19 protein-coding genes and 4 pseudogenes are annotated in these 23,626 nt (G+C 71.4%); 16 read left to right on the forward strand and 7 right to left on the reverse strand.

Annotated features, from left to right (window positions below; all coding sequences use genetic code 11):
- Nucleotides 1-21 precede the first annotated feature (21 nt).
- Nucleotides 22-789 carry an ABC transporter ATP-binding protein gene (locus ABZ374_RS22980; RefSeq protein WP_360313908.1) on the reverse strand — a complete coding sequence of 256 codons (768 nt, stop codon included), beginning with the start codon at nt 787-789 and terminating at the stop codon, nt 22-24.
- A gap of 169 nt (nt 790-958) precedes the next feature.
- Here ABZ374_RS22980 and ABZ374_RS22985 point away from each other — a divergent pair, with 169 nt between their 5' ends.
- Both ABZ374_RS22985 and ABZ374_RS22990 read left to right on the forward strand, forming a co-directional pair.
- Nucleotides 959-2,239: a sensor histidine kinase gene (locus tag ABZ374_RS22985; RefSeq protein ID WP_360313910.1), complete on the forward strand. Its 1,281-nt coding sequence runs from the start codon at nt 959-961 to the stop codon at nt 2,237-2,239.
- Nucleotides 2,227-2,874 (forward strand): response regulator transcription factor, encoded by a 648-nt coding sequence (locus ABZ374_RS22990; RefSeq protein WP_360313912.1) that lies wholly within the window; start codon nt 2,227-2,229, stop codon nt 2,872-2,874. Before ABZ374_RS22985 ends, ABZ374_RS22990 begins: the two co-directional genes overlap by 13 nt.
- Nucleotides 2,875-3,091: 217 nt before the next feature.
- Here the strand turns inward: ABZ374_RS22990 and ABZ374_RS22995 are convergent, their stop codons facing one another.
- The 3 genes and pseudogenes from ABZ374_RS22995 to ABZ374_RS23005 all read right to left on the reverse strand — a co-directional run.
- On the reverse strand, nt 3,092-3,751 hold the full coding sequence (locus tag ABZ374_RS22995) for a hypothetical protein (protein WP_360313914.1): 660 nt from the start codon (nt 3,749-3,751) through the stop codon (nt 3,092-3,094).
- A 154-nt stretch (nt 3,752-3,905) separates the two neighbouring features.
- On the reverse strand, nt 3,906-4,145 hold the full coding sequence (locus tag ABZ374_RS23000; RefSeq protein WP_360313916.1) for a hypothetical protein: 240 nt from the start codon (nt 4,143-4,145) through the stop codon (nt 3,906-3,908).
- A gap of 146 nt (nt 4,146-4,291) precedes the next feature.
- A pseudogene (locus tag ABZ374_RS23005) lies at nt 4,292-4,819 on the reverse strand (helix-turn-helix domain-containing protein); the annotation flags it as partial.
- A gap of 431 nt (nt 4,820-5,250) precedes the next feature.
- Between ABZ374_RS23005 and ABZ374_RS23010 the strand changes: the two are divergent.
- The 6 genes from ABZ374_RS23010 (at nt 5,251) to ABZ374_RS23035 (ending at nt 12,578) form a co-directional block, all read left to right on the forward strand.
- Entirely contained in the window at nt 5,251-6,786 is a 1,536-nt protein-coding gene (locus ABZ374_RS23010) for a serine hydrolase domain-containing protein (protein WP_360313918.1), read from the forward strand.
- Between the two features lie 1,030 nt (nt 6,787-7,816).
- Nucleotides 7,817-7,999, forward strand: a complete 183-nt coding sequence (locus ABZ374_RS23015) for a hypothetical protein (protein ID WP_360313920.1) — start codon at nt 7,817-7,819, stop codon at nt 7,997-7,999.
- A gap of 206 nt (nt 8,000-8,205) precedes the next feature.
- Nucleotides 8,206-8,775, forward strand: a complete 570-nt coding sequence (locus ABZ374_RS23020; RefSeq protein ID WP_360313922.1) for a hypothetical protein — start codon at nt 8,206-8,208, stop codon at nt 8,773-8,775.
- Between the two features lie 366 nt (nt 8,776-9,141).
- The gene (locus tag ABZ374_RS23025) at nt 9,142-9,567 is read left to right on the forward strand and encodes a hypothetical protein (RefSeq protein WP_360314087.1); all 426 of its coding nucleotides are present in this window, start codon (nt 9,142-9,144) and stop codon (nt 9,565-9,567) included.
- 305 nt (nt 9,568-9,872) lie between these two features.
- Nucleotides 9,873-10,208, forward strand: a complete 336-nt coding sequence (locus ABZ374_RS23030; RefSeq protein WP_360313924.1) for an STAS domain-containing protein — start codon at nt 9,873-9,875, stop codon at nt 10,206-10,208.
- A gap of 285 nt (nt 10,209-10,493) precedes the next feature.
- A complete protein-coding gene (locus ABZ374_RS23035) occupies nt 10,494-12,578 on the forward strand; it encodes a catalase (RefSeq protein WP_360313926.1) in 2,085 nt (694 codons plus the stop codon).
- 374 nt (nt 12,579-12,952) lie between these two features.
- On the opposite strand, the gene ABZ374_RS23040 is transcribed toward ABZ374_RS23035, so the two are convergent.
- A complete protein-coding gene (locus tag ABZ374_RS23040) occupies nt 12,953-13,081 on the reverse strand; it encodes an LPFR motif small protein (RefSeq protein ID WP_360313928.1) in 129 nt (42 codons plus the stop codon).
- 2,164 nt (nt 13,082-15,245) lie between these two features.
- The gene (locus ABZ374_RS23045; RefSeq protein WP_360313930.1) at nt 15,246-16,721 is read right to left on the reverse strand and encodes a serine/threonine-protein kinase; all 1,476 of its coding nucleotides are present in this window, start codon (nt 16,719-16,721) and stop codon (nt 15,246-15,248) included.
- A 403-nt stretch (nt 16,722-17,124) separates the two neighbouring features.
- Between ABZ374_RS23045 and ABZ374_RS23050 the strand changes: the two are divergent.
- The 8 genes and pseudogenes from ABZ374_RS23050 to ABZ374_RS23085 form a co-directional block, all read left to right on the forward strand.
- A pseudogene (locus tag ABZ374_RS23050) lies at nt 17,125-17,409 on the forward strand (transposase); the annotation flags it as partial.
- 455 nt (nt 17,410-17,864) lie between these two features.
- Nucleotides 17,865-18,428 (forward strand): type 1 glutamine amidotransferase domain-containing protein, encoded by a 564-nt coding sequence (locus ABZ374_RS23055; protein ID WP_360313932.1) that lies wholly within the window; start codon nt 17,865-17,867, stop codon nt 18,426-18,428.
- Nucleotides 18,429-18,483: 55 nt separating this feature from the next.
- Entirely contained in the window at nt 18,484-19,752 is a 1,269-nt protein-coding gene (locus ABZ374_RS23060; protein ID WP_360313934.1) for a peptide ligase PGM1-related protein, read from the forward strand.
- Nucleotides 19,753-20,009: 257 nt separating this feature from the next.
- Nucleotides 20,010-20,197, forward strand: a pseudogene (locus ABZ374_RS23065) (DUF2267 domain-containing protein); the annotation flags it as partial.
- 347 nt (nt 20,198-20,544) lie between these two features.
- Nucleotides 20,545-21,257: pseudogene (locus ABZ374_RS23070) on the forward strand (methyltransferase).
- On the forward strand, nt 21,241-21,504 hold the full coding sequence (locus ABZ374_RS23075) for a CDGSH iron-sulfur domain-containing protein (RefSeq protein ID WP_360313936.1): 264 nt from the start codon (nt 21,241-21,243) through the stop codon (nt 21,502-21,504). Before ABZ374_RS23070 ends, ABZ374_RS23075 begins: the two are co-directional and overlap by 17 nt.
- Nucleotides 21,501-22,526, forward strand: a complete 1,026-nt coding sequence (locus ABZ374_RS23080; RefSeq protein ID WP_360313938.1) for an iron-containing redox enzyme family protein — start codon at nt 21,501-21,503, stop codon at nt 22,524-22,526. The genes ABZ374_RS23075 and ABZ374_RS23080 overlap by 4 nt, the downstream gene beginning before the upstream one ends.
- A gap of 212 nt (nt 22,527-22,738) precedes the next feature.
- Nucleotides 22,739-22,960 (forward strand): hypothetical protein, encoded by a 222-nt coding sequence (locus ABZ374_RS23085; RefSeq protein WP_360313940.1) that lies wholly within the window; start codon nt 22,739-22,741, stop codon nt 22,958-22,960.
- 74 nt (nt 22,961-23,034) lie between these two features.
- Here the strand turns inward: ABZ374_RS23085 and ABZ374_RS23090 are convergent, their stop codons facing one another.
- Nucleotides 23,035-23,592 (reverse strand): dihydrofolate reductase family protein, encoded by a 558-nt coding sequence (locus tag ABZ374_RS23090; RefSeq protein ID WP_360313942.1) that lies wholly within the window; start codon nt 23,590-23,592, stop codon nt 23,035-23,037.
- Nucleotides 23,593-23,626 lie beyond the last annotated feature (34 nt).

A 23,626-nucleotide genomic window follows, 5' to 3' on the forward strand; every position in this document is an offset into this window, starting at 1 on the left:
GCGTCAGTCGGGCGAGCTTGTTCAGGACCGGCTCCCGAGCTCGGTGAGGGTCGCCGCGATCCGCGCCTCGGTGGCGCCGCGCAGTTCGCCGTGCCAACGGCCGTCGCGCAGGAACAGCACGCGGTCCGCGACCGCCGCCGCCCGTGGGTCGTGCGTCACCAGCAACACCCGCTGACCGAGGTTGGTGACGATCGACCGGAGCAGGCCGAGCACGACGTCGCTCGACGCGGTGTCGAGCGCGCCGGTCGGTTCGTCGGCGACGATCAACTCCGGGTCCGTGACGAGCGCCCGCGCGAACGCGACGCGCTGCTGCTGGCCCCCGGACAACTGGGCCGGCCGGCGGTCGAGCGTGGCACCGACGCCGACCGTCTCGGCCAACTTCCCTACGCGGTGCCGGTCGATCGGTCGGCCGGCCAGCCGCAGCGGCAACGAGATGTTGTCGGCGACGGTGAGGGACGGGATCAGGTTGTACGCCTGGAACACCACCCCGACCCGCGAACGCCGCATCTCGGCCAGGCGGGTCTCGTCCAGGCCGGTGATGTCCGTGCCGCCGATGCGGATCGACCCCGTATCGGGCTTGTCCAGGCCCAACAGGCAGTTCAGCAAGGTGGTCTTGCCGGAGCCCGACGGTCCCATGATCGCGGTGAAACTCCGCGGTGCGAGGGACATGTCGATGTTCGTCAGCGCCCGGAAGCGCGTGGCGCCGGCGCCGAAACTCTTGCTCAGGCCGTTGATGGCCACGGCGTGTTCGTCGTGGTTCCCGGGGTGTTCGCTCCTGTGCGTCTTCACGTTCACGACCGTAGATTCGCGGCCCGCGCGGCACAGTCCCCCGTGTGCCCGGCCCGTGGTGGCACGGGCGACCGCTCTGATGGTGGTGCCGGCTATACCTCCACCGCGGGCCCGCCGCCCGAGGTGCGTCGCCGGGGGCCGGCCCGAGGACTGGAAGTAGGCTCGCCGGGTGAGTTCCACGAGAGGTGTCGGCGCCGGTCGACGGCTGCGAAATGCCAGGCCGGTCCGGCAGTCGGCGCGTTCGCTCCGCTACCTGACGGGCGGTGCCGTCTCCGGGCTGTACGGACTGGTGGTCCTCGCGGTCGTCATGGTCGTGGCCGCGCTGTCCGTGGTCGGCGTCGGACTCCTGCTCACCGGTGCCGCTTCCGGGCTGGTGCGGCACTGGAGCGACCGTGAACGGGGGAGGGTCGGACCGGCGTTGGGACGGCGCATCGCGTCTCCCCACCTGCGGCCCGCCGCCGGCGCGGATGTCGTCCGCCGACGCATCGCCGACAACATGCCGATCCGTGACCTGGGCGCCGTCCTCCAGCGGATCGTGATCGGGATCCCGCTCGGTGCCGTCGCCGTCCTGCTGCCGGTGCTGTCCCTGCAGGCGCTGGCCCTGCCGGCGTACTGGTGGGCGATGCCGGACGGCCGCCCCGCCGAGCAGTTCTTCGAGGTCACGACGTGGTGGCTCGCCCTGGTGTCCGGCCTGATCGGGCTCGCCGGACTGGCCGCGTGGGCGGTCGCCGTGCCCGCCGTGGGATCCGCCGACGCGAAGCTTCTCGAACGGCTGCTCGCGCCGTCTCGCGAGCAAGAACTCCGGCTGCGGGCGCAGATGGAGGAGCGGCGCCGGCGCTCGGCCGTCGACGTGCACACCGCCGAACTGCGCCGGATCGAACGGGATCTGCACGACGCGGCGCAGAACCGGCTGGTCGCCGTCTCGATGTTCATCGGCACCGCACAACGGCAACTGAGCACCGGAACCGGCGACGTTGCGACGGCCCTGGCCAAAGCACAGGACGCCAGCCGCGACGCGCTGGCCGAAATGCGCCGCATCATCCGGGACGTCTACCCGCCGGTGCTCGCCGAGGAAGGCCTGGTGCCGGCCTTGGGGCTGTTGGCCGACCGCATGCAGATCCCCACCCGGCTGCGGGTCGACGCACCCGCACCGACACCGGCGTCCGTCGACGCGGCGCTGTACTTCTCGGTCGCCGAGGCCCTGACCAACGTGTCCAAGCACAGCAACGGGACCGAATGCGACATACACCTGACCTGGAAGGAGGCCGACGGCGAGATGCGCGTCATCACCACCGTGACCGACAACGGACAAGGCGGCGCCCGATTGACGACGGGCAGCGGCCTGACCGGCATCACGAGCCGGATCGAGGCGCTCGGCGGCACGGCCACCGTCGCCAGCCCGCCGGGCGGACCGACGTCGGTGCGGATGGAGTTGCCATGCGAGTCGTGATCGCCGAGGACGACACGCTGCTGCGCGAAGGTCTTGCGGCGCTGTTGTCCGCCGAGGGGATCGACGTGGTCGCCGCGCGCCCTGATGCCGAGCGCCTGTACGAGACCATCGAGGAGTTCGACGCCGGACTGGCCATCGTCGACGTACGGATGCCCCCGACGTTCACCAACGAGGGCCTGCGCGCCGCAATGCAGGTCCGCGCGTCGCGTCCCGGCTTCCCCATGCTGGTGCTGTCCGCCCACGTGGAGACCAAATACGCCGGCGACCTGCTCGCCGACGGAGCCGGAGCGGTCGGCTACCTGCTCAAGGAACGCGTAGGCGCCGTCGACGACTTCCTGCGCACCATGGACCGCGTGGTCAGGGGTGAGACGGTCCTCGACCCCGAGGTGGTGACCACCCTGATGCGCCGCAGCGGCACCCGCAGCCCGCTCGCCACCCTCACCGCCCGCGAGCGCGACGTTCTGCAACTGATGGCCCAAGGCCACCGCAACGGCGACATCGCGGCCGAACTCCACGTCACCGAGGCCGCGATCCACAAACACATCCGCAACATCTTCACCAAGCTCGGCCTGCTCGCCGACGACGCCGGACACCGGCGCGTACTCGCGGTCCTCACCTACCTCCGCGAGCAGTGACGCCCCCGAAGCCCCGACACCCGCGAAACCAATCGGCCCCGCTCCCGCGAGAGAGCGGGGCCGACGCCTTTGCCCGCCCGGGCTGGAGGATGTCACGGCGCCGCCACCCTCCTGGACCCGGCCCTCGCATCGGCACGGCTGCTCTCGACCCGGGTGGGTCTGCATCCCTACACCGTGGACCACCCGTACCTGAGCGGGACTGTTCGGCGGTCGGGAGTCAGTGTTGCTCGTCGAAGTGGGTGCGTATGGCCGCCAAGAGGCTTTGCAGGTCCTGTCGGGCCAGGGGATGGCCGCGGAAGTCGCGCAGGACGGTGTCCAGTTCCTCGTACGAGCGGAACATGAGGAGAATCTGCTGCAGTTCGGCCGCTGCGGAGACCATCACCGTGCCGCAGCCGAACGGGTGTTCCGTGGAGGCCGCCTCCTTTGCCGCCTCCTCGACGTCGGGATACGGATCCGAGGCGGAGATTCGGACGAACCTGTGAAGGATCTGGAATGCCTGGGGGAAACGGATCCGGGCCTCCGGGAGACTCATCGGCAGTTGCCGGAACCCGGGAGACGACTCGTAGTCCTTGGTCCGCAGGTACTCGGCCAGGTAGCGCAGGAACTCCGCGGGCGGCCAATCACCCGCGGCCCGGGCCGGCCGCACGTCGAACTCGGCGGGGCGCGGCGAGGATCCGGGCGAGTCCATCTCGTCGGCGAGGACGTCCAGGAGCGCGGAGACGACGCCCAGGGGCATGGTCGACCAGGCCACCGGGGAGTCGCGCACGACGCGGCAGAACCGCTCCAGTTCGTCCTCCAGGGATTCCCCCGCGGACGCCCACCGGACCAGGAGGTGGATCGAGCCGTCGATGTACAGGAGATCGTGGTTGGAGGTCATGGCGCCACAGCCAAGTACCCGCACCCGAGAACCGCAAGTGGGGTCGAACCCGCCCGGGTTGCGCATCGGCAGTCGATCCGAACAACGGCCGAGGACAAGCACAATGCGCTGTTGCCGACACCGGTCGAGTTCGCGCGGGTCGGGTTCGCGTCGGTCAGGTGGGGCCGGAGAGGAGTGCCGGGGTGGTCGATGCGGTCTGGACGTCGGTTGCGTTGTCCCGTGGCGTGGCGGACGGCGCGTCGGTTGCGGTGTACGCGAGCGTCGTCGACCCCGCCGCGCCGGCCGCCCCGGCGATCGCCGGCACCGCGCACCTGTTTTCCAGGAAGCCGTCCCCAAGGCGTACGAGTGCCCGCTGACGGTCGTCGCCGGCCGGGCGTTCGCGGCCGAGATCCACGAGTCGCCGCTGTTCCTGCTCTGGATGGTGAAGGGGTTGTCGATCGCTCGCACCCTCGACGGCCTCTTTGAGGACGTCGCCACCGGCTGACACCGCGTCCCCTCGCCGAGGCCCGCCCGTGGCTCGCCCCGGAACTCGAAGCCCTCAACGAACGACCGTGCCTGCGGGCCGAGGTCCTCCTGCGGGTAGATCTGCCGCGAGGCCGGGTCGGTGAACCATCGGTAGACGAAGCTCGCCGCGCGGCTGCGGTGCGCGGACAGGTCGCCGAGCATCGCGATGGCGAGCGAGTTCTGGACCAGAACGGTGTGCGGGTCGGTGCTCACCATCGCCGGGGTCCCGTCGATTCGTGTCAGCAGGTCGAGCAGTGCGGAGTGGACGTGTGACGTCGCCCCGCCCTGGTGCGGGATCGAGCGGTTCGCCAACCGGTACAGATGGTCTCGCTCGTCGCGACTGAGGCGCAGGGCGCGGGCGAGCGCGGCGAGCATCCGGTCGGAGGGCTGCGAGCCGGCACCGCGTTCGAGCTCGATGTAGTACTCCACCGAGGCGCCGGCCGGAACGGCGACTTCGTCGCGGCGCAGACCGGGGACGCGGCGCCGCGGGCCGGGCGCGAGCCCGACTTCCTCGGGGCGGATCCTCGGCGGGATCCGCCCACGGTCGGGCCGTCCGGTGCGGATCCGGACGTCCCGGACGTCACCGTGGCCGCTCGGCGCCCTGTGTCGAAGACGCCACGTCGTCGGTTCACCCGGCGGTCGTCGTGGGCTCGGGCACCGAGCGCGAGGTCACGCACCATACCGACGCGGACGCCCGAACCACCCGGACGGCTGATCTTCGTCCTGGGTTCGCGCGACCGGCGGTGGGCGTAAGGGGAACCGGAGAGGTATCCGAGTCCTCCCACGTGAGAACGATGCCCCTCGAGACCCCGTTTCCTACGCTCGTCGAACGAGGGAGTGACGCGCCCGTACCCGGGGCGCGATGTCGCCGGGACGCGTCGCGTATGGACGCCGTGTTCCCGGGGCGACGGCAAGAGGGTCGTCGGCGTCTTCAGGCGCGCACGGTCCGGTCGCTTCCCCGCCTGCGCGACCGACATCGATCGAGAGGCAGATTCGTGACCCACCCTCCCCGGATCCCTTCCTCGGCGGAAGCCGCCGACGGCACCCGAAGCACATCCACCCGGCGCACCGTGCTGCGCGGTTCGCTGGTCGCCGCCGCGGTGGCGGGCACGGTCGGAACGGCGAGCCTCGGCACCGCGCCGGCCGCGCACGCGAGCGACGCACCACCGGCCGAGGCGGACCGTACGGGCGACACGTCCACGGCCCGGCACTGGCGCTCCAGGCTTGCCACGCTGGCCGCCCGACACGAGGTCCCCGGCGCCTCGTTGGGCATTCTGGCCGGCGACCGGGTCGTCAAGGTCGCCGCCGGTCTGGCCAACGCCGACGACCGTATCGAGGCAACGCCCGACACGCTCTGGCAGATCGGCTCCATCACCAAGGTCTGGACCGCCACCCTCGCCATGCGCCTGGTGGACGAGGGCGCCATCGACCTCGACACTCCGGTCGTACGCCATATGCCCGAGCTGCGACTGCCCGACCCCGACCGGACCCGGCGCCTGACGCTGCGTCACCTGCTCGCCCACACCAGCGGGATCGACGGCGACGTGCTCCCCGACACCGGCCGCGGCGACGACTGCCTGGAGCGGTTCACCGCCCTGCTCAAGGACGTTCCGGCGGTCCACCCGCTGGGCCGCGGGTACTCGTACTGCAACGTCGGCCTGATCCTCACCGGCCGGCTGATCGAACGCCGCACCGGCACGACCTGGGACACCGCGCTGCGCGAACGCGTGATCAAGCCGCTGGGCCTGACCCGCAGCCACACACTGCCGGAGGACGTGCTCGCGCATCGCGCCGCCGCCGGTCACGCCTCGGGACCGGACGGGCGGCCGCGCGTCGACCCCACGTGGGTTCCCCGCTCGTCGGGCCCGGCCGGCATCGTGTGCTCCAGCGTCGGCGACGTGCTCGCCTTCGTCCGCCTGCACCTGAACGACGGCCTCGGGCCCGACGGCACCCGGCTGCTGTCGGCGCGCGCGGCCGAGGAGATGCGTTCGTTCCAGACGGCCACGCCCAACACCCCGGACAACGGCGAAACCCGCGGCCTGGGGTGGGCCCGTTGGGACTGGGACGGTCGGGCGGTGTACGGCCACGACGGCAGGACCCAGGGTCAGTCCTCCTACCTTCGTGTACTGCCCGATGCCCGTCTCGCGGTCGTTCTGCTCACCAACGGAGGCGACGCCCAGGCGCTCTACCACGACCTGTACCGGGAGATCTTCACCGACTTCGCCGGCGTCGCGCCCCGCCCGCCGCACAGCCCCGACGGCACCAGGCCGCCGCACGACGCGGGGGGCTACCTGGGCCGATACCAACGTGTAGGGGTGCTCGAAGAGATCCTTGAACGCGGCGGCGCGCTGTTCCTGCGCCGGACCTTCACGGGAGGCACTCCCAGCGAGTACGAACTCCTGCCCGCCGGCCGGGACCTGTACGTCCACCGCTTGCCCGGCGTTCGCGACTGGGAGCCGCTCAAGTGCTTCACCCTGGACGGCACGCGCTACGTGTGCCAGAGCGACCGGGTGCTGCCACAGATCCCCTGACACCGCGCATTCCGAATTCCGGACGACCGCTCGGGGCACGACACCGGTGGTGGTCGCGAGGGCGCCGGCGGCGGTCCGGAGCCCGACAAGGAGCCGGTGGCGCACCCGGCGGCCGAGATCGAGGCGTTCGCGACCGAGTTCCACGGGAAGACCGGTCCCACCCCCGAACAGCGCGAGACGCGGGTGTCGGCGTTGCCGGAGTTCCGGCAGGCCACCGACGAAGAGCACGACGTGATCCCGTGCGGACGTGACAAGGTCGAGGGCGTCACGGTGGGCCCGGCCACCATCGACGAGCAGGAGGGGTGTGGGCCGGCCGACTGCTGCCACCACCCTGGCCGGCGGCGCCACCCGCCGGTTCGACGCGTTCGTGGAACCGGCATCGGATCCCATGGTGTTGTACGACGTCCCTGCAAGGCCGGGAGCCTCCCTGAATGATCTCGCGGTGTCACGGGGTGGGTTGACGGATGCGGCATGGGCTCGGATCGAGCAGGAACCGCCGCGGGCCGGGTACTCGCGGAGCCATTCCCGCCCGTCGGATCGATGACCCGCAGCGATGCGAAGTCGGCGACGAACGCGCGGGGTCCCGGGGTCCGGAGAAGCGCAGGAACGTCCGCGTCTCCATCTCTGCGCCCGCGTCCCGGCCCGTCGGAACTCTCCGTTGCCCCTGGGCCTCCCACGACCGACCGCCTCCAGTCCCTTTGCCGGACGTCGGCCGGGAGACGGGCGCCGTAGGAGCATCGGCGCGTGCCGGGACCCCCGCGGGTGGGGAACGGGGCTCGACCGGTGAGGAGTTCGAACGGGACACAGCCGAGGGAGTACAGATCTGCGCGGGCGTCGGACGGGCCGCCGCGCCACTGCTCGGGGGACTGTAGGGGCGGCGAGTTGGGTTGACGCGGCGCACCGCGGTTCGGCCCCTGCGCCGCGTCCGTTGGACCCGCGCGGAGTGAGCAGGTGGGGCACGGCGGTGGCTCGGGCGAACGGCGACCGGGGCCTCATGTCGTCGACCGGTGGGGCCCGGGGGCGCGTCGTCTTGTCCACGAAGGTCTTCCCGCTCTCCCACGTGCTGATGGGCGAGAGCACATCCAGTGCGCGGTGGCTGCGCGGGCGCGTACACGATCTCGGCCATCCCGGTGAGGTGGGCCAGGTGTTGCCCGGCGCCGTCTTCCTCAAGTTCATCGCGTTCCCTGAGATCGGGTGTTGCGACGTTCAGTAGAACCCAAGGGTGTTCCGGCGGGGCGGCCGCCGTCAGGGTGATTCGTCGGTGAGGCGCCGGTGGTTCACCGGTTCGGCGGGTCGACGACGCCGAGGGCCACGAAGGTGGTGTGGCGGACGGGTGAATGGTGTGTCCCCGTCGAGGTGGCTTCCGTGATCGGGTGGGCGTACCTGTGAGGATCGACCCGCCGGGAGGAGGCCGAAGCCATGACGAGCGATGCCGGGCACGGACAGGCACCGGCCCCGGATGACCTGCGGACGATCGCCAAGGGCTGGCAGGGCATCCAACTGGCCGTCCTGGGCTTCGTCGGCCTGTGCGGAGTACTCAAGGACAGCGGCCCGGCGGGGGTCCCACGGGCCATCCAGGTAGTGGCCGGGCTGCTGGCGCTGAGCGCCCTGGTCGTCGCCTGCTGTGCGGTCTTCCTCGTCGGCCTCGCTGCCTGGCCGCTGTACCGGACCGTGGCCCGCCCGGCTGCCTCCCCGCGAGCGAGCCGTGCCCTGCGTACCGGAATCGCCCTGACCTTCACGGCCGTCGCGCTGCTCGCCCTGTCGACGGCCACTTCCTGGTGGCCCGTGAAAGCGGACAAGGCTGATGGCACCGGCAATACGGGCGGCGCGGCGCGGAGTTTCGTCCGCGTAAGCACCGAGGCCGGCACTGTCTGCGGGCCTCTGAGCGAGAGCGACTACGGGTTTTTGACCCTCGAGGCGAACGGCCGCACCGTCACCATGGCGCTCAGTGAGGTCTCGGCCCTGCAGCCCGCGTCTTCCTGTGGTTGACCGGGGAACAGGAACCGGTCCCCACTCACCGACCGACTCGCTCACGGATGCGCGGGCGGCGGCCGCGTCGAGGAAGTTCCCGCCGGTGGCGAACGCGGAGGCGGGCCTGCGGGGCGAGCCGACCTGCGTGGCCGTGGGGTCCGGGCTCTCCTTCTTCGGCGCCATCGCGCCGGCTTCACCACTTCGGGCAGAGCGCGCGCGGCCGGCACCGGCACTCGCCGACCTCGCGGCGACGTGTTCCCCGACGCCACGGGCGAGGACCTGGACCTCATGTTCGACATCACCGGTTGGTTCTTCTTCCTTGACGACGCCTACGAGGTGACCCCCGGCCGATCACCGGACACGATCCCGACCACCCACCGGCACATGCTCACCGTCCTGACCTCACCCCCTCCGGCAACCGTGCCCCCGGAGCCCGCGTCCCGGTCGTCGCGTTCGCCGACATCAGGCGACGCGAAACCACCGGCATGTCCGGGCAGTGGATCCACCGAGCCGCCCGCAACCGGGCCGAACGGCTCCGTGCCTGCTGCACCGAAACGGCCAACCGCCTCACCGGCACACCTCGACCACGACGACCACATCGCCCGGCGCCGCAGGGCGGTCGCCGTCGTACCGACCATGGACATGCCCGAACGCGGCGCCCACTTCGAAGTACCCGTCCTCGCCTACCACCACAGCCACTTCCAGCACCTGCTGCGGCGCCTGGCCACCGACCAGATCCTCCTGGTCAACGGCCTCTACTCCCTCGACAAGGAGCAAGCCGCCGGCAGCCCAACACGATCCACTGCCTGATGCGCGCCCGGCACTGCTCACGCGACGCCGCGATCGAGACGGCCGGCGCGACGGCCGACGCCCGCACCCGCGAATTCGTCCGCCACAGCGCCGACCTCCCGCAGTTCACCCGAAGTCTCCACCCGACCCCCGCAACGCGCTCGCCTCCGGCACCGACCCACCACCCGCCCTCGGATTCCCGCGAGTTCGTCGGGGCAGGAGCGGAAGGCACGCGCGGGCGCTCCCCGCACGCCCGGCACGTCGGGGGCCGCCCACACGAACGTGCCGTCTCCCCGGGCCCGTCCGCTTCGACCGGAGGAACCACGTTGCCCAAGGACCCGACCCTCGCCACGCAGACCCTCCTGTCCGTCGACACGTTCCTGGCCGGCGGATCCGCCCTGCTGATCCTCGGCGGGGACATCGACGTCGACACCGCACCCGTGCTGCGACGCGCCGTCGACCACTGCCTCGACCGGCACTGCAGCAGTGTCCACGTGGACCTGTACGCCATCGACTTCTGCGACTGCGCGGGACTCGGCACGTTCGTGTGGGCCCGCCGCCGCGCCGGGCGGTCGAACACCGCGATCCTGTTCCATCACGCACCGCCCCTCGTCCGCGCCCTGGCGGCCGCCACCGGGGCCGTCGACGTGCTGCTCCCGTAACCGGAACCGACAGCCGGACGCCGCAGGCACCGCGCGGACGAGCCCGCCCCTTCGGCTGCACCCGACCGGCACCCAGGAATGAGCCGGCGAGGCGCCCGTGCACTGCCGACGACAGGGCCCACCCCGTCGCGCCCGAGATCCCGCCCGAGCACCCGACGACACCCGCGACCTGCTCCGCCGGCCTCGCAGGTGGCGGTCCTGACGGTGTATGGCGCTCGCGCAGACGGGTACCCGCGTCGCGACCCGGACCGAGAGCCGGGCGACTCGCCCCAGGAGGCCACCCGGATGGACCCGCAGAACCAGGACGTCACCCACCGACGCTCCGACACCCCGCACGACGCCAAGGACGCCCAACTGGAGCAGTACCGCGTGCACCCCGCGGCCAAGCACCTGACCACGAATCAGGGCGTCCGCGTGGACGACGACGACAACTCGCTACGGGCCGGGGTCCGCGGCCCCACGCTCCTCGAGGACTTCCACTTCCGCGAGAAGATCACGCACTTCGACCACGAGCGCATCCCCGAGCGCGTCGTGCACGCGCGAGGCGCGGGCGCGTACGGGTTCTTCGAGGCGTACGAGTCGATGGCGGACGTCACCTGCGCCGCATTCCTTGCCGAACCCGGCCTGCGTACACCGGTGTTCGCCCGCTTCTCCACCGTCGCCGGCTCACGCGGATCGGCCGACACCGTACGCGACGTACGCGGATTCGCGGTGAAGTTCTACACGGGAGAGGGAAACTTCGACCTCGTCGGCAACAACATGCCGGTGTTCTTCATCCAGGACGGGGTGAAGTTCCCCGACTTCGTGCACGCCGTCAAACCCGAGCCGCACAACGAGATCCCCCAGGCCCAGTCCGCGCACGACACGCTGTGGGACTTCGTCCGCAACCAGCCCGAGACCACGCACATGATGATGTGGCTCATGTCCGACCGCGCCATCCCGCGCAGCTACCGGATGATGCAGGGCTTCGGCGTCCACACGTTCCGGTTCGTCGACGCCGCCGGCCGCGGCACGTTCGTGAAGTTCCACTGGAAGCCCAGACTCGGCGTGCACTCCCTCGTCTGGGACGAGACACAGAAAATCGGCGGCCTGGACCCGGACTTCAACCGCCGGGACCTGTGGGAGGCCATCGACAACGGCGATGTCCCCGAATGGGAACTCGGCGTGCAACTCGTGGCCCAGGACGACGAACACGCCTTCGACTTCGACCTGCTCGACGCCACGAAACTCATCCCGGAGGAACTGGTCCCGGTGCGTCCGGTCGGGCGCCTGGTCCTGAACCGCAACCCGGACAACTTCTTCGCCGAGACCGAACAGGTGGCCTTCCACACCGCCCACGTCGTCCCCGGCATCGACTTCACCAACGACCCGCTGCTCCAGGCCCGATTGTTCTCCTACCTCGACACCCAGCTCATCAGGCTCGGCGGCCCCAACTTCGCGCAGATCCCGATCAACCGCCCCGTCGCCGACGTGCACAACAACCAGCGCGACGGCCACCATCAGATGCGCCTGGATCGTGGCCGCAGCAGCTACAGCAAGAACACGCTCGGCCGGGGCTGCCCGATCGTCGCCGGCCCGGACCACGGCGGCTACGAGCACCACCAGGAACGGGTCGACGGCGCCAAGATCAAACAACGCAGTCCCAGCTTCGACGACCACTTCGGTCAGGCGGCGCTGTTCTGGCACAGCATGGCCGACTGGGAACGCGACCACATCGTCGCCGCCTTCCGCTTCGAACTGGGCAAGTGCGACACCCACGACATCCGCGAGGACGTGGTCGCGCTGCTCGCCAACGTGGACACCGACCTCGCACGCCGCGTCGGAGCCGGCCTGGGCATCACCCCGCCGACCCGCACACCGGCACCCGTCGGCGAGCCGTCCCCGGCACTGAGCATCGCCAACAACCCGGGCGAAGGAGGCATCCACACGCGCAGGATCGCGATCCTGGCCGCCGACGGCGTCGGCGGCGACCACGTACGCGCCGTCGCGGCCCGCCTGACCGAACACGGGGCGACCTGCGAGGTGGTGGGCCCGCGCCAGGGTCCCCTACGCGCGTCCGACGACGAGGAGATCGAGGCGCCGCGCTCGCTGCTGACGATGGGATCGCCGTTGTACGACGCGGTGTACGTTCCCGGAGGCGCCGAGTCGGTCCAGGCGCTGCGGGGCGACGCCGACGCCCGGGAATTCCTCGTCCAGGCGTATCGCCACGGCAAGGCGATCGGCGCCACGGGAGAGGCAGGCGCCCTCCTGGAACACTGCGCCGTGCCTACCGACGCGCCCGGCGTCGTCGTCGACGCGGACGCCTCCGCCGCTTTCGTCGACACGTTCACCACGGCCATCGCCGCCCACCGCCACTACGACCGCACCTGACGAACCCTGCGACCGCCGACGCCTGCGGTCGAGTCCCGACGGGACTCGACCGCAGGCGTCGGCCATTGCGAAGACGACATGCGTCGTTGCCCCTGCCGCGCCGCACCACACGATCGGCTGCGCATGCGAGCGTCCCGGCTACCTCGCGCGCTCCCGGAACGGCCGCCGCACCATCTACCGGCGCGTCACCGAAGCGACCCGGCTGCGCCGTGCGCGCGACGCCGGCAAGACAGTGGCCGACCTGCCGCGTTGCCCAATGGCAACCGCCAGGCCGGCTGCTGTAGCGGTTTCAACAGGCCGCAGACCTCGTCTCGGTGGACTTCCCGGTCCTGCGCGACGCGCCTGCCTCGAACAGGAGCGCATCGGGCCACGGCTCAGTGCCGCCCCCGTGTCGACTCCGACGCACCGCCGAACAACCGGGCCAGGGCACGGAACGGCAAAGTGACGACGGTTGCGATCGCGCCCCCGATCTTCCCCAGAACGTCACCGATGGCTCTGAACATGCCAACCTCCCGTCGCATTGGTACCGCGGGACACGCGTTGCGCGCACCCCGCAACCATTGGCTGCCCGTTGGAGCGCGCAGGAAACGGAGGGGCCGGCGATCGGGCGTCGGCACTCGGATCGAAATCATGTCGAGACGTCGAAGCCGTGCCATGTGCAACCTCTCCGTGGTGCGACGGCCTCCTCTATCGGAGGGATCACGCCCGGTCGGCGATCGGAAGGCCCGGATCCGCGTCGCCGGTCCGAGGCGTGCGCGGGATCAACGGGGGCGCTCCTCCGCGGGTCGTCGGTGCTCCAACCACCACCGTCACGACGTACACAGACTCTCCGCACGCTCGAGGAGACGGTCCGGGCGCGGCGCGGAGGCGACAGCGGGGACGGGAACGACCCCGATTCGGCCAGGCCCACCGGATGCCGTCGGCCGAGGAACCGTGTGCTCGGAACTGCCTTTGCTTCAGGGCGGATACGGCCGTCGGTCGGCCGTGCGCCACGGTCGGCGAACCGGACGGCAGGCGGGCCGCTCTCGTGTGCCTGAGGCGTGCAGGTGGGCGGGGTGGGTAGCGGTGCGGAATGTGCATCGGGGTGTGGTGGCCGCGTGAGTATGTCGTCGGTTGTGTGCCCGGCTGAGCGTTGATCCTCCGATCGGCTTCGGCTCCGGGCGACTGTTCGAGTGCGGGCCGGGGTTCGCCGGCAGGGGCCCGTCGACGGGCCTCGCGGTCACCGTGGGCGGCGAACGGGCCACGAGGCACGTGTGGTTCGGCGAGCCGGCCGGGCCATGTCGGACGCACCGGCCAGGCGGCACCCCGACGGGCCCGACCGCACGTGCGATGGGGCCGGTCCGATTCCCACGCATCGCCGACCTCGTCATCGGCACCCGGGTGGGGAGGCCGCCCGCCGCTTGCGTTCACGAGAGCCGTGTACCCGGCGGAGCCGGGCGAACGATCGTCCGGTTCCCCGGGGGCCGACTCGCGGACAGGGCGAGTCCGTGGCGGACGGCGCCCTTCCCGCAGATCCGCGCCGCAGGCCGCGCGTCGGCGGGCGGCCTGCTCGGTGGGGCGCCGGTGGGTTCGGGAATGCTCCGGATTCTCGTGCCCGTCATCATGGATCGCGTGGACGATCTTTCCGAGGGCGAGCTGCGCGACCTGGTCGAGGCGGACGAGGACGACGCGGAACCCGGTTGGTGGGACGAGGACTTGTACGACGTCTCGCCGCCTTGACCCCGGTGAGGCGGCGCGTGGTTTTTCACGGGCCGGATCTCGCCGCGCGGACGCCCCGAGCCCGGTCCGGCGAACGGTGAGCGCCGCCCGGCGTTGCGACACGGCCGTCACCCCTGCCGACACACCGAGCCGCCACCGGTGACCCGGCAGGGCGCGACGTGCGGAGCGGCCGCCGCCGCGACCGGTCGCCGGACCCTCCCACCGACGTCATCCCGTCGGACGGGCCACACCCTGGGGGCACCGGCGGAACTCGTCGTCCCCGTCGTCGTTCTCGTTCTCGCGTCGTTCCAGAGCCTCCATCTCGACCAGCCGCACGAGCGTGTCGCCGAGGGGGTTACGAGACCGGAAGACCCACTTGTGATCGAGTCGGGGCGGTTGCGGGGACGCCCGGTGGTCCGTGGGACGCGGATGGCGGCCATCACCGGCCCGAAGGCGGGGGCGTCACCGGCCTGTCCGGCGGTGAGGCCAAAGGCCAGGGGCCGGAAGTTGCCGTCGGCCACCAGGTGGACCTTCGTGGTCGGCCCGCCGCGGGAGCGTCCGATGGCGTGATCGGTCGGCTCGCCCGCCGGGGCCCCTTCTTGCGAGCCCCGGCGGCACGCTGGTGGGTACGCACGATCGTGGAGTCGACCGCGACCGCCCATCGCAGGTCCTCATCGGCGTCGGCCCGGGCAACCAGGGCGGTGAAGACCCGTTCCCAGGTACCGTCCAGGGCCCACATCCGCAGCCGGTTGTAGACGCCTCTCCAGTTGCCGTACCTCTCCGGCAGGTGGACCCACTACGTCCCGGTCCGGAACTTGAAGGCGATCGCGTCGATCACCTGCCGGTGATCCCGCCGGCGGTCACCCTGCCTCGGCGTCCGGTCCGGCAACAACGGCTCAAATCCGCGCCCGGTGCACATCGGTCAACGGCACACTCGGCCTGACGATCGGATGATCCGAACGAAACGTCCTAGGCGCCGTGGTAGTTCTGCGGCCCGGTGGAGACCGCGGCCCTGCAGGCGGCTGCGGCGAGCCAGGGCTGGATGGAGCCGTCGTTGGTGAGGTCGGCGCGGTAGGCCATCGCCACGGTCACGCAGCGGTGGAAGCGCTGGTTGTGCCGCCATCGGTAGCTGCGGTGGACCTTGTCGGGACAGGGGGCGAGGCCGCCCCCGTCGCGGGCGCTCCAGATGGTGAGGCGCCAACGCACGTCCCCGCCCAGGTACTTCTGCGCGTCCCGGGCCGTCGCCGCGTCGGGGAACGCGAAGACCTGGACGGAGACGTGGACGGGGTTCTCGGGCGTGGCGTGGGGGCCGGGCTGCTCCACGTAGACGCCGGCGACCACTTCGGTACAGTCACGGCGCGCGAGTTCCCCGGCCAGGTCGCCGGGGCCAGCTTCACGGGAGAGGCGGGTGTCCTCGGCGATCCGCGCGAACTCGATGCTCATGTCGTTGGTGAACCGCCGCGGCAGCAGGGCGTCCGCGGTGAACGGCGTCTCGTCGGTGGAGGCGCGTTCCCAGGAGTCGGGAGAGGGCGGCCGAGGCGCGCGCTGCGTGACGTCCATCGGGCGGGTGCGCGGGGTCGGAGGCATCGCGGCGGTGAGCGCTTCCGCTGCCGCGCACGACGCCAGGAGTGCCTGAAGCCGCTGCTGGACCTCCTGTGCCGACTGGGGACGCCGGTCGGGATCACGCTCCAGTAGTTCGGCGACGAGCGTGGTCACCTCCGGCGGCAGGCCGGGGCGGAACGCGTCGAGGGGCGGGGCCTCCTCGTCGAGCTTGCGCCGCACGACCGCGATGCCGTTGTGCCCGGTGAAGGGCGGCCGGCCGGCGAGCATCGCGAAGAGCATCCCGCCGAGTGCGTACAGGTCGGAGCGTTCGTCGCCGCGTTCCGTGAGGAACTGCTCCGGTGCGCCGAACTCCGGCGTTCCGGCCGGGGCCAGTTGGGAGGAGCGGGCCACGGTGAACGCGGCCTGGACGAATCCGGCGATCCCGAAGTCGATGACCTTCACCAGCCCGTCGCCGGTGAGCATGACGTTGTGGGGCTTGATGTCGTAGTGGATGACCCGGGCCCGGTGGGCGGCCTCCAGCGCGGCGCAGATGCCGCCGGCGATGGCCACGACACGCGTCAGGGGGAAAGAACTCTCAGCCCGGAGACGCGCTGTGAGCGTCTGGCCGTCCACCTTCTCCATGACCAGGAACAACACGTCGTCGTGGATGCCTCGGTCGTACAGGGCGGCGACGTTGGGGTGGACGATCTGCGCAGCGGCCACCGCCTCGCGCTCGAACCGCCGGGACAGGTCGGCCTGGGCAATCCCGTCGAGATCCAGCAGCTTGAGCGCGACCTCACGGTGGAGCACGCGATCCCGCGCGGCCCACACGTCCCCCATGCCACCCCGGCCCAGACGGCCGATCAGCTCGTAACGGTCCGCGATCAGCTTTCCCCGCTCCACGGGGCCAGCATACGAGACGCCGGCCCGCCCCACGTGTGCCGACTTGACGGGTGTTCGGCGCCCGGATTCGTCGGATGGTCCCGGGCGCCGTCGCATCGTCGGTGGGTGTGCGGTCGGGCGTTCTGCTTCCGATGTTCGCTTGCACCGGGGTGAGTGGCTGGTTTCGGTTGCGGTAGCACGCGCGTTGCTCGACGACGGCCGTGTTGTCGGTCGTGACGAGGGTGACGGTGAGGCCGAAGTCGTGGACGAACCGCGCAACCGACCACGCCCCGGACGTGCTCGGCAGCCTTGTTTCGGTCGGGCCGTGCCTGTTCCGCCTCCCTTGCTGCTTCCTTCTCCATCTGCGCGGCGCGACGAGGCGGAATCGGTTGCCGTCCGAGCGGCGTGGACCGGCGATACCCGGGCGCGGGCGGCGAATCCTCGCGGGGCGACGGCGATGGGGGTGCGAGATCGACTGGGTGTGTTTCGCGACGAGGGCTTCGCCGCCTGGTACTCGTCGAACGGACGCCCGGTGCCGCCGGCCTGTCTGGTGTCGGTGTCGGCGTTGCAGTTCGAGGAGAATCCGACGGATTGCCAGTCGGCGAAGGCCGTTCGTCGCAGGATCGACCGGCCGTACGCTCCGGGGCTCGAGTTGGACGATCCGGGCTTCGACGATTGCGTGCTGTCGGAGTTCCGGGACCGGATTGCGCGGGGGTCGGGCCGATCGACTGCGATCGGCCGCATCGGTGCCGAGATGCCGACCGCCCACCCACCGGGTATCCCCGCCTTGCCCGGCGAACGACTCACCGCCCCCATGGTCGCCTACCCGACCTCCGGAGTCCGGGCGGGCCTGCTCGTCCCCGCCACGATCGACACCGAACTCGGCAGCATCCACGTCGTGCACAAGGAACTCGACTGATCCCGGCCGCACGGCGCCCGGATCCGCACGGTGCCCGGATCCGCACGGCGCGCGCCGCAGGCTCGACCGCCGCGATCGGGGATGTTTGTCGCCGGCACGTCAGGGCAACCGGCCGGAAGCCGCCGAGCCCGACCACCACGGAACCGCCCCGGACGCGCAACACGTATGCCGGCGAAGCCGGCCGAACGCCCGGCCACCCGGGAACCGCAACCGTCGCCGAACACCGCCGACAAGGAGCCAACACCATGTCCGACACCGACCTGACCGGTCGCCGCATCCTGGCGATCGTCACCAACTACGGCGTGGAGCAGGACGAACTGATCGTCCCAGCACGCCACTTGCGTGATCGTGGCGCCGAGGTGGACATCGCGGCGGTATCGGCGGATCCGATCCGAACACTCGTCGGCGACAAGGACCCGGGCAAGAGCGTTCATCCCACCCTCACGCTGGCCGAGGTCGATCCGGCCCGCTACGACCTCCTGCTCGTACCCGGCGGCACGCTCAACGCCGACTCGCTGCGCCTGAACGACACCGCGATCGGCATCGTCCACTCGTTCACCTCCTCGGGACGGCCCGTCGCCGCGATCTGCCACGGCCCGTGGGCCCTGGTCGAGGCCGACGTGGTCCGGGGCCGAACCCTGACCTCCTACGCCTCCCTGGAGACGGACATCCGCAACGCCGGCGGCCATTGGCTGGACGAACCGGTCGTCCAGGACGACACCGGCAATTGGGTGATGATCACCTCGCGCACCCCGGACGACCTGAAGGACTTCCTCGGCCGGATCGACATCACCCTGGCCTCGGCCTGAGCGCCACCTCCGCAGCCGGGCGCCGGACGCAGCACGCGAGAGGAGGCGGTACGCCATGGTCGCCGCACGCGAGGACGGTCGCACGCTCGTCGTCCTCGCCAACTTCGTGTCGCCGCTGACGGTCGACCTGCGTGCGGCATCGGTTCCGCGCCGGTGGTCGGAACAGGCTCCTCGCACGATCTGGCTCACCCGCCCCGGTGACGTGCTCGTGGTCCCGGTTCCGCTGTCCGAGTCCTTTTGCCACTACGCCTTCACCCGACTGGGCATGCCCCAGGACCGCGTGACCGCCGTCACCGTGCCGGACATCCCCCACGTGCCGATGGCGGACGCCGTCTCCGCGCACGGCCTGCTGGAGCCGCTGCGCGCGCTCCTGCGTGAACGCCCGCAGCCTCGTCTGCTCCCGACCGCCCTGGACGAAGGCTGCGTCGCGCTTGCCGCCGCCCTGGGCATCGGGATCGAACCCTACGAGGCGGGCGGCCCGTCGGCCCGGACCGTGCGCACCGTGGCGGACCTGAACACGAAGTCCGGCTTTCGTGCGGTGGCGCCCGGACTCGGCGTGCGCCTGCCCTACGGGGCCGTGTGCGCGGGCGCGGACCTCCCCCGCGTGATCGACGAACTCCTCGCCGCGTGGGAGCGGGTGGTGGTCAAACCCGACCGCTCCGCGGGCGGCCACGGTCTGCGCTTCGTCACCCGAGACGATCGACTCGACGAGACACGTCGACCCGCGGGCGGCTACTGGGTCGTCGAGCGATACGTGGAGCACACCCGCGCGGTCAGCGCCCAGGGGGAGTGCACACCGGATCGGGTGTCGGTGCCATTCGACGGGGAAATGCGGATGACCGGCGGCGCGTTCGCCGGATACCGGTCTCCGCCGTACGACGTCCCGGACCTCGCCCGCGCCGAATTGACCGAGTGGACCCTCGCGTTGGGGCGGCACCTGGTGGCCGAGGGCTATCGGGGCCCGTTCAGCCTGGACGCGGTCTGCACCCGGGACGGAACGCTCTACGCCCTGGAGTGCAACGTGCGGCGTACCGCGACCACCACCCCGCACGCCCTGGTCACCCGCCTCACCGGCAACGCCACTCCCGCTTGGTCCACCGGCACCGTCCGGGCCGATGCGCCGCGCTCCTTCGACACGATGGTGGAGCATCTGATCGAGGCGGGGTTGGACTATCGGCCAGAGACCGGCGTAGGCGTGATCCTCTACACGGACCGCCCCGTCGACGGCGCCGGTTGGCGCTACGTGGCCATGGCGGCCGATCACACCGGTCTCACCGAAGTGGAGGCGCGGCTCGCGGCCGCCTTCGGACACGACGACGGCTGAGGCCGACGCGCGTGTCGTCGCCGTGGTGACCGCCGGGGGCCGGCCCCGCCGGAGTTCGGATGCCGCGCTCGGGTTGCTCCGGATCGGTTCCACCGCTTCCCGCCTCGACGCCGAGCGCGTGGTCGACCGGACGGGTTCGGGCGTGGCTCGGGGACCGTCGTCGGGTACCCGACGGCCATGCCGCGTGTTCGCGAGTCCATGACCGGGCCTACGCCCGCGCCGGCCGACACGATCGACACGGAGCGTATCGACGCGGTGACATCGCCGCCCGTACCGGCGCCACCCCGGCATCGCCCGCTGGGACACCGGCTCGGTCCCGACCGTCGTCCCCGCATTTGCCGGCCCCGCATTCGCCGGCCCCGACCTCAGCACCCGCATCCTGACCCGGCTGCCTACCGGCTGGGCCCTGTTGTTCGGCCGCGCCGAACTCGCCCCCGCGGCCTGAGCCCGCGGCCGTTGTCGCTGTGCCACCGACGAGGACCCGGGCCCCACCGGGTCCTCGTCGGCGCACCCCGGCAAGCCGGCCTCCGACCCACCCGTGCCGTGCCCGGGCGAAACCCACGACGCCGCCCGCGGCACAGCCGCTACGCACGCCCCTGGGGCCACATCCGCCCACGTGGTGCGCATGAACCCGACAGGGCCGGGCAAGCGATCTTTGCGTGCCCCGAACGCCGAAGGCCGGTGTTCGAACGACGCCGACGGTAAACGACGACCGTGCCCGAGACTCCCCGGAGGCAGCCGGTGTCCGGCGTCGGGCCCGGTGTCACGGCACCGCCATCGACGCTCGTCCTGATGGATTCGGTGATCCGCCGTGCCATCGCATTGCCGGAGGTTCCCGTGTCAGCAATCGGTGTCACAGTCTCCCCCTTGGGCCGGATACTCACCGCCCCGGGCGTCTACGTCCCCCAGTCCGACAGTTTTCTTCTGGCCGAGGCGATGCGCCGTGAAGGCGTCCGCGAAGGCAGCCGGGTTCTGGACATGTGCACCGGCAGTGGAGCCCTCGACTCGGAGCACGAGTGACCGCCGTCGACAGCACCAGGCGCGCCGTGCTGACCACCTGCGCGAACGCGCTGTTCGCCCGCCGGCGGATCACCGTGCGTCGCGGCGACCTGCTGTCGGCCGTGGCCGGTCACTGCTTCGACGTCGTCGTGTGCAATCCGCCGTACGTGCCCGCGCCCCGGCCCGGTGTCGCGCAGTTCGGCGCCGCCCGCGCGTGGGATGCCGGACTCGGCGGCCGGGCGGTGGTGGACCGAATCTGCGCGGCGATCCCCGACGTATTGCGGCCCGCCGGTGTCCTGTTGATGGTGCACTCCGGGCTGTGCGACACCGAGGCCACCCTGGGTGCGTTGGAGCGGTCCGGCATGCGTGCCGCGATCGTCGACCGCACGACCATCCCGTTCGGTCCGGTCCTGCGCGAGCGGCTGGACTGGCTGCGCCGCACCGGCCTGGTGGGCCTCCACGACAATCACGAGGAACTGGTGGTCGTCCGTGCCGAGAAACGCTGATCGCCCCCGCCGGATCACCGCCGAGCGCGACGGTCCTCTCCTGATCGAAGGCCCCGTGGAGGTGGTCCTCCCGAACGGCGAGGTCGTCACATCACGACGCTTCGTCGTCGCCGTCTGCACATGCCGGCGCAGCCGCACCTACCCGTGGTGCGACACCAGCCACCGCGCGCGCACCGCGACGGCGGGCGCCGAACCGTCACCGGCCGAACCGGAGACGTCGACGATCGACGAAGGAGGCCGCGCGTGACCGTGTCGACCCCCGCCTCCCAGGCCGCCCCGGCATTGCCGCGACCGCGCGGCGACCTCTCCGCGGGCGTGATCACGGCATTGCGGACCGGGGAAGGGGCACTCCCGGGGATTCGCGAGGTCGCCCGGGCCGATCCCTTCGGCGAGGATCTGCACCTGGCCCTGTACACGCTGTACGAGTTGCACTATCGGGGCTTCGCCCGGGTGGCCGACGACCGCGAGTGGGACCCGAGTCTCCTGGGCCTGCGTGCCGCCCTCGAGGAACGCTTCCACAGCGCCCTGCGTGCGCACGCCCACGACGGCCGGAGCGTGGACGACGCGCTGGCCACGCTCCTGATCGAGCCGGCGGGGGACGACGGCACCAGCGTCAGCCACTTCCTCCGGACCCGGGGAGAGTTGTGGCAGTTGCGCGAATACGCCGCGATGCGCTCGCTGTATCACCTCAAGGAGGCCGATCCGCACGCCTGGGTCATCCCTCGCCTGCGCGGTCGGGCGAAAGCGGCCATGGTGGCCATCGAGTTCGACGAGTTCGGGGCCGGCCGCGCCGAGGACATCCACGCCCGACTGTTCGCGGACCTCATGGTCGATCTCGACCTGGACCCGCTGTACGGGCGTTACCTGGACGCGGCGCCCGCCGTGGTGCTGCCGACCGTGAACCTGATGTCCCTGCTCGGGTTGCATCGCGGGCTGCGCGGCGCGCTGGTGGGTCACTTCGCCTGTGTGGAGGTGACTTCGCCCCCCGGCGCACGCCGACTGGCCCAGGCGATGCGCCGGACCGGCGCCGGACCCGCCGCCGAGCGCTTCTACGACGAGCACGTGGAAGCCGACGCCGTCCACGAGCAGATCGTGCGTCGCGAGGTGGTCGCCGGCCTGCTCGCCGACGAACCGAACCTGGCAGCCGACGTCGTCTTCGGCATCGCCGCCACCGTGTTCCTGGAGGGCCGCCTCGGCGACCACATCCTGACCGCGTGGCGTGCCGGACGCAGCGCCCTGCGCCTTCCGCTCGAGGCGACCTCGACGTGAGCCCCCCGGACGACACGACCCCTCTCGGGGAGACGGGCCGGGAGCCGCAGCGGGGCGGTTGCTCGGGTTGTGAACGGGGAGAAGGCGGCATGGCGGATATGCGCGCGGTGGGATGGGCTCGGTCCTCTACCGTCGCCGGTGGTGTGGCGGGGCAGGGTTGGACGCGGCAGCACCTGGCGTGTCCGGTGTGGACGCGGGACGCGCCGGAGAGGATGGACGACGTCCTGCCGACCGTCTCGGAACCGGTCACCAACGCCCATGTGCGCGCACACAGCGACGCCCGACTCGTCCTGGGCTGGGACAGCCGATGTCCGAACGTCCACGTCAGCGATACCGCTCCCGGCCTGCCCGCAGCGCGAGCGGACGGCGGTACGCTCGCGCCGTCGGGGCGCGTGTCTGGCGGCGGCCCGTTCAGGAACGCGGCACAGGGCTGAGCCGGGCCCGGGTGCGTGACGGGCGCGCAGCCGATCCGTCGGCGGCGCGCCCGTCACGTGGGACCGTGTCGCGGCTACGACGACGCGGCCTCGGCTGCGGGCGTGTACACGAGGACCATGACACCGGTGTCGAGGGCTTCGGTGCGGGTGTGCTTGAGCCGATGCCGGAACCCGTCGGCGGCGAGGGTTCCGCCGCCGGCGATCACCGGGTGAACCCAGAAGTGCACCTCGTCCAGCAGGCCGTGCGCGAGCAGGGTCTTGGCGACCGGCCCGAATCCGTACATCAGGATGTCGCCGCCTGGCTGCGCCTTGAGTTCGGCGATCTCGGCGACGGCCTTGTCCCGGGGGATGACGGTGGTGCGACCCCAGTCGCCGCCGGCCAGGGTGGAGGAGACGACGTACTTGTCGATGCTGTTCATGCGGTCGGCGAACGCGTCGGCGCCCGCCCGTGCCGACCAGGCGGGTGCGAAGTTCGCATAGGTTTCGCGGCCCATGAGCAGCGTGTCGGCGGCGAAAAGCAGGCTGTGCGCGTATCGCTCCAGGTCATCGCTCCAGTAGTCGAAGGACCACTGGTCGAGCTTTTCGATGTCGCCGTCGAGGGAGATGTACGTGGAGTTGACGATCTTGCGCATGGTTGCAGCGCTCCTTGACGGGGGCGGGTTCTGG

It is taken from the genome of Embleya sp. NPDC005971 (genome assembly GCF_040629175.1).
Taxonomy (GTDB): Bacteria; Actinomycetota; Actinomycetes; order Streptomycetales; family Streptomycetaceae; genus Embleya.

Excerpts from the sequence above, each read along its gene's own strand:
- ABZ374_RS23035 (WP_360313926.1), top strand. The coding sequence starts at position 10,494 with ATGGACCCGCAGAACCAGGACGTCACCCACCGACGCTCCGACACCCCG.
- ABZ374_RS22995 (WP_360313914.1), bottom strand. The coding sequence starts at position 3,751 with ATGACCTCCAACCACGATCTCCTGTACATCGACGGCTCGATCCACCTC.
- ABZ374_RS23090 (WP_360313942.1), bottom strand. The coding sequence starts at position 23,592 with ATGCGCAAGATCGTCAACTCCACGTACATCTCCCTCGACGGCGACATC.
- ABZ374_RS23055 (WP_360313932.1), top strand. The coding sequence starts at position 17,865 with ATGTCCGACACCGACCTGACCGGTCGCCGCATCCTGGCGATCGTCACC.
- ABZ374_RS23025 (WP_360314087.1), top strand. The coding sequence starts at position 9,142 with ATGCTCACCGTCCTGACCTCACCCCCTCCGGCAACCGTGCCCCCGGAG.
- ABZ374_RS22990 (WP_360313912.1), top strand. The coding sequence starts at position 2,227 with ATGCGAGTCGTGATCGCCGAGGACGACACGCTGCTGCGCGAAGGTCTT.
- ABZ374_RS23020 (WP_360313922.1), top strand. The coding sequence starts at position 8,206 with ATGACGAGCGATGCCGGGCACGGACAGGCACCGGCCCCGGATGACCTG.
- ABZ374_RS23085 (WP_360313940.1), top strand. The coding sequence starts at position 22,739 with ATGGACGACGTCCTGCCGACCGTCTCGGAACCGGTCACCAACGCCCAT.
- ABZ374_RS23040 (WP_360313928.1), bottom strand. The coding sequence starts at position 13,081 with ATGTTCAGAGCCATCGGTGACGTTCTGGGGAAGATCGGGGGCGCGATC.
- ABZ374_RS23060 (WP_360313934.1), top strand. The coding sequence starts at position 18,484 with ATGGTCGCCGCACGCGAGGACGGTCGCACGCTCGTCGTCCTCGCCAAC.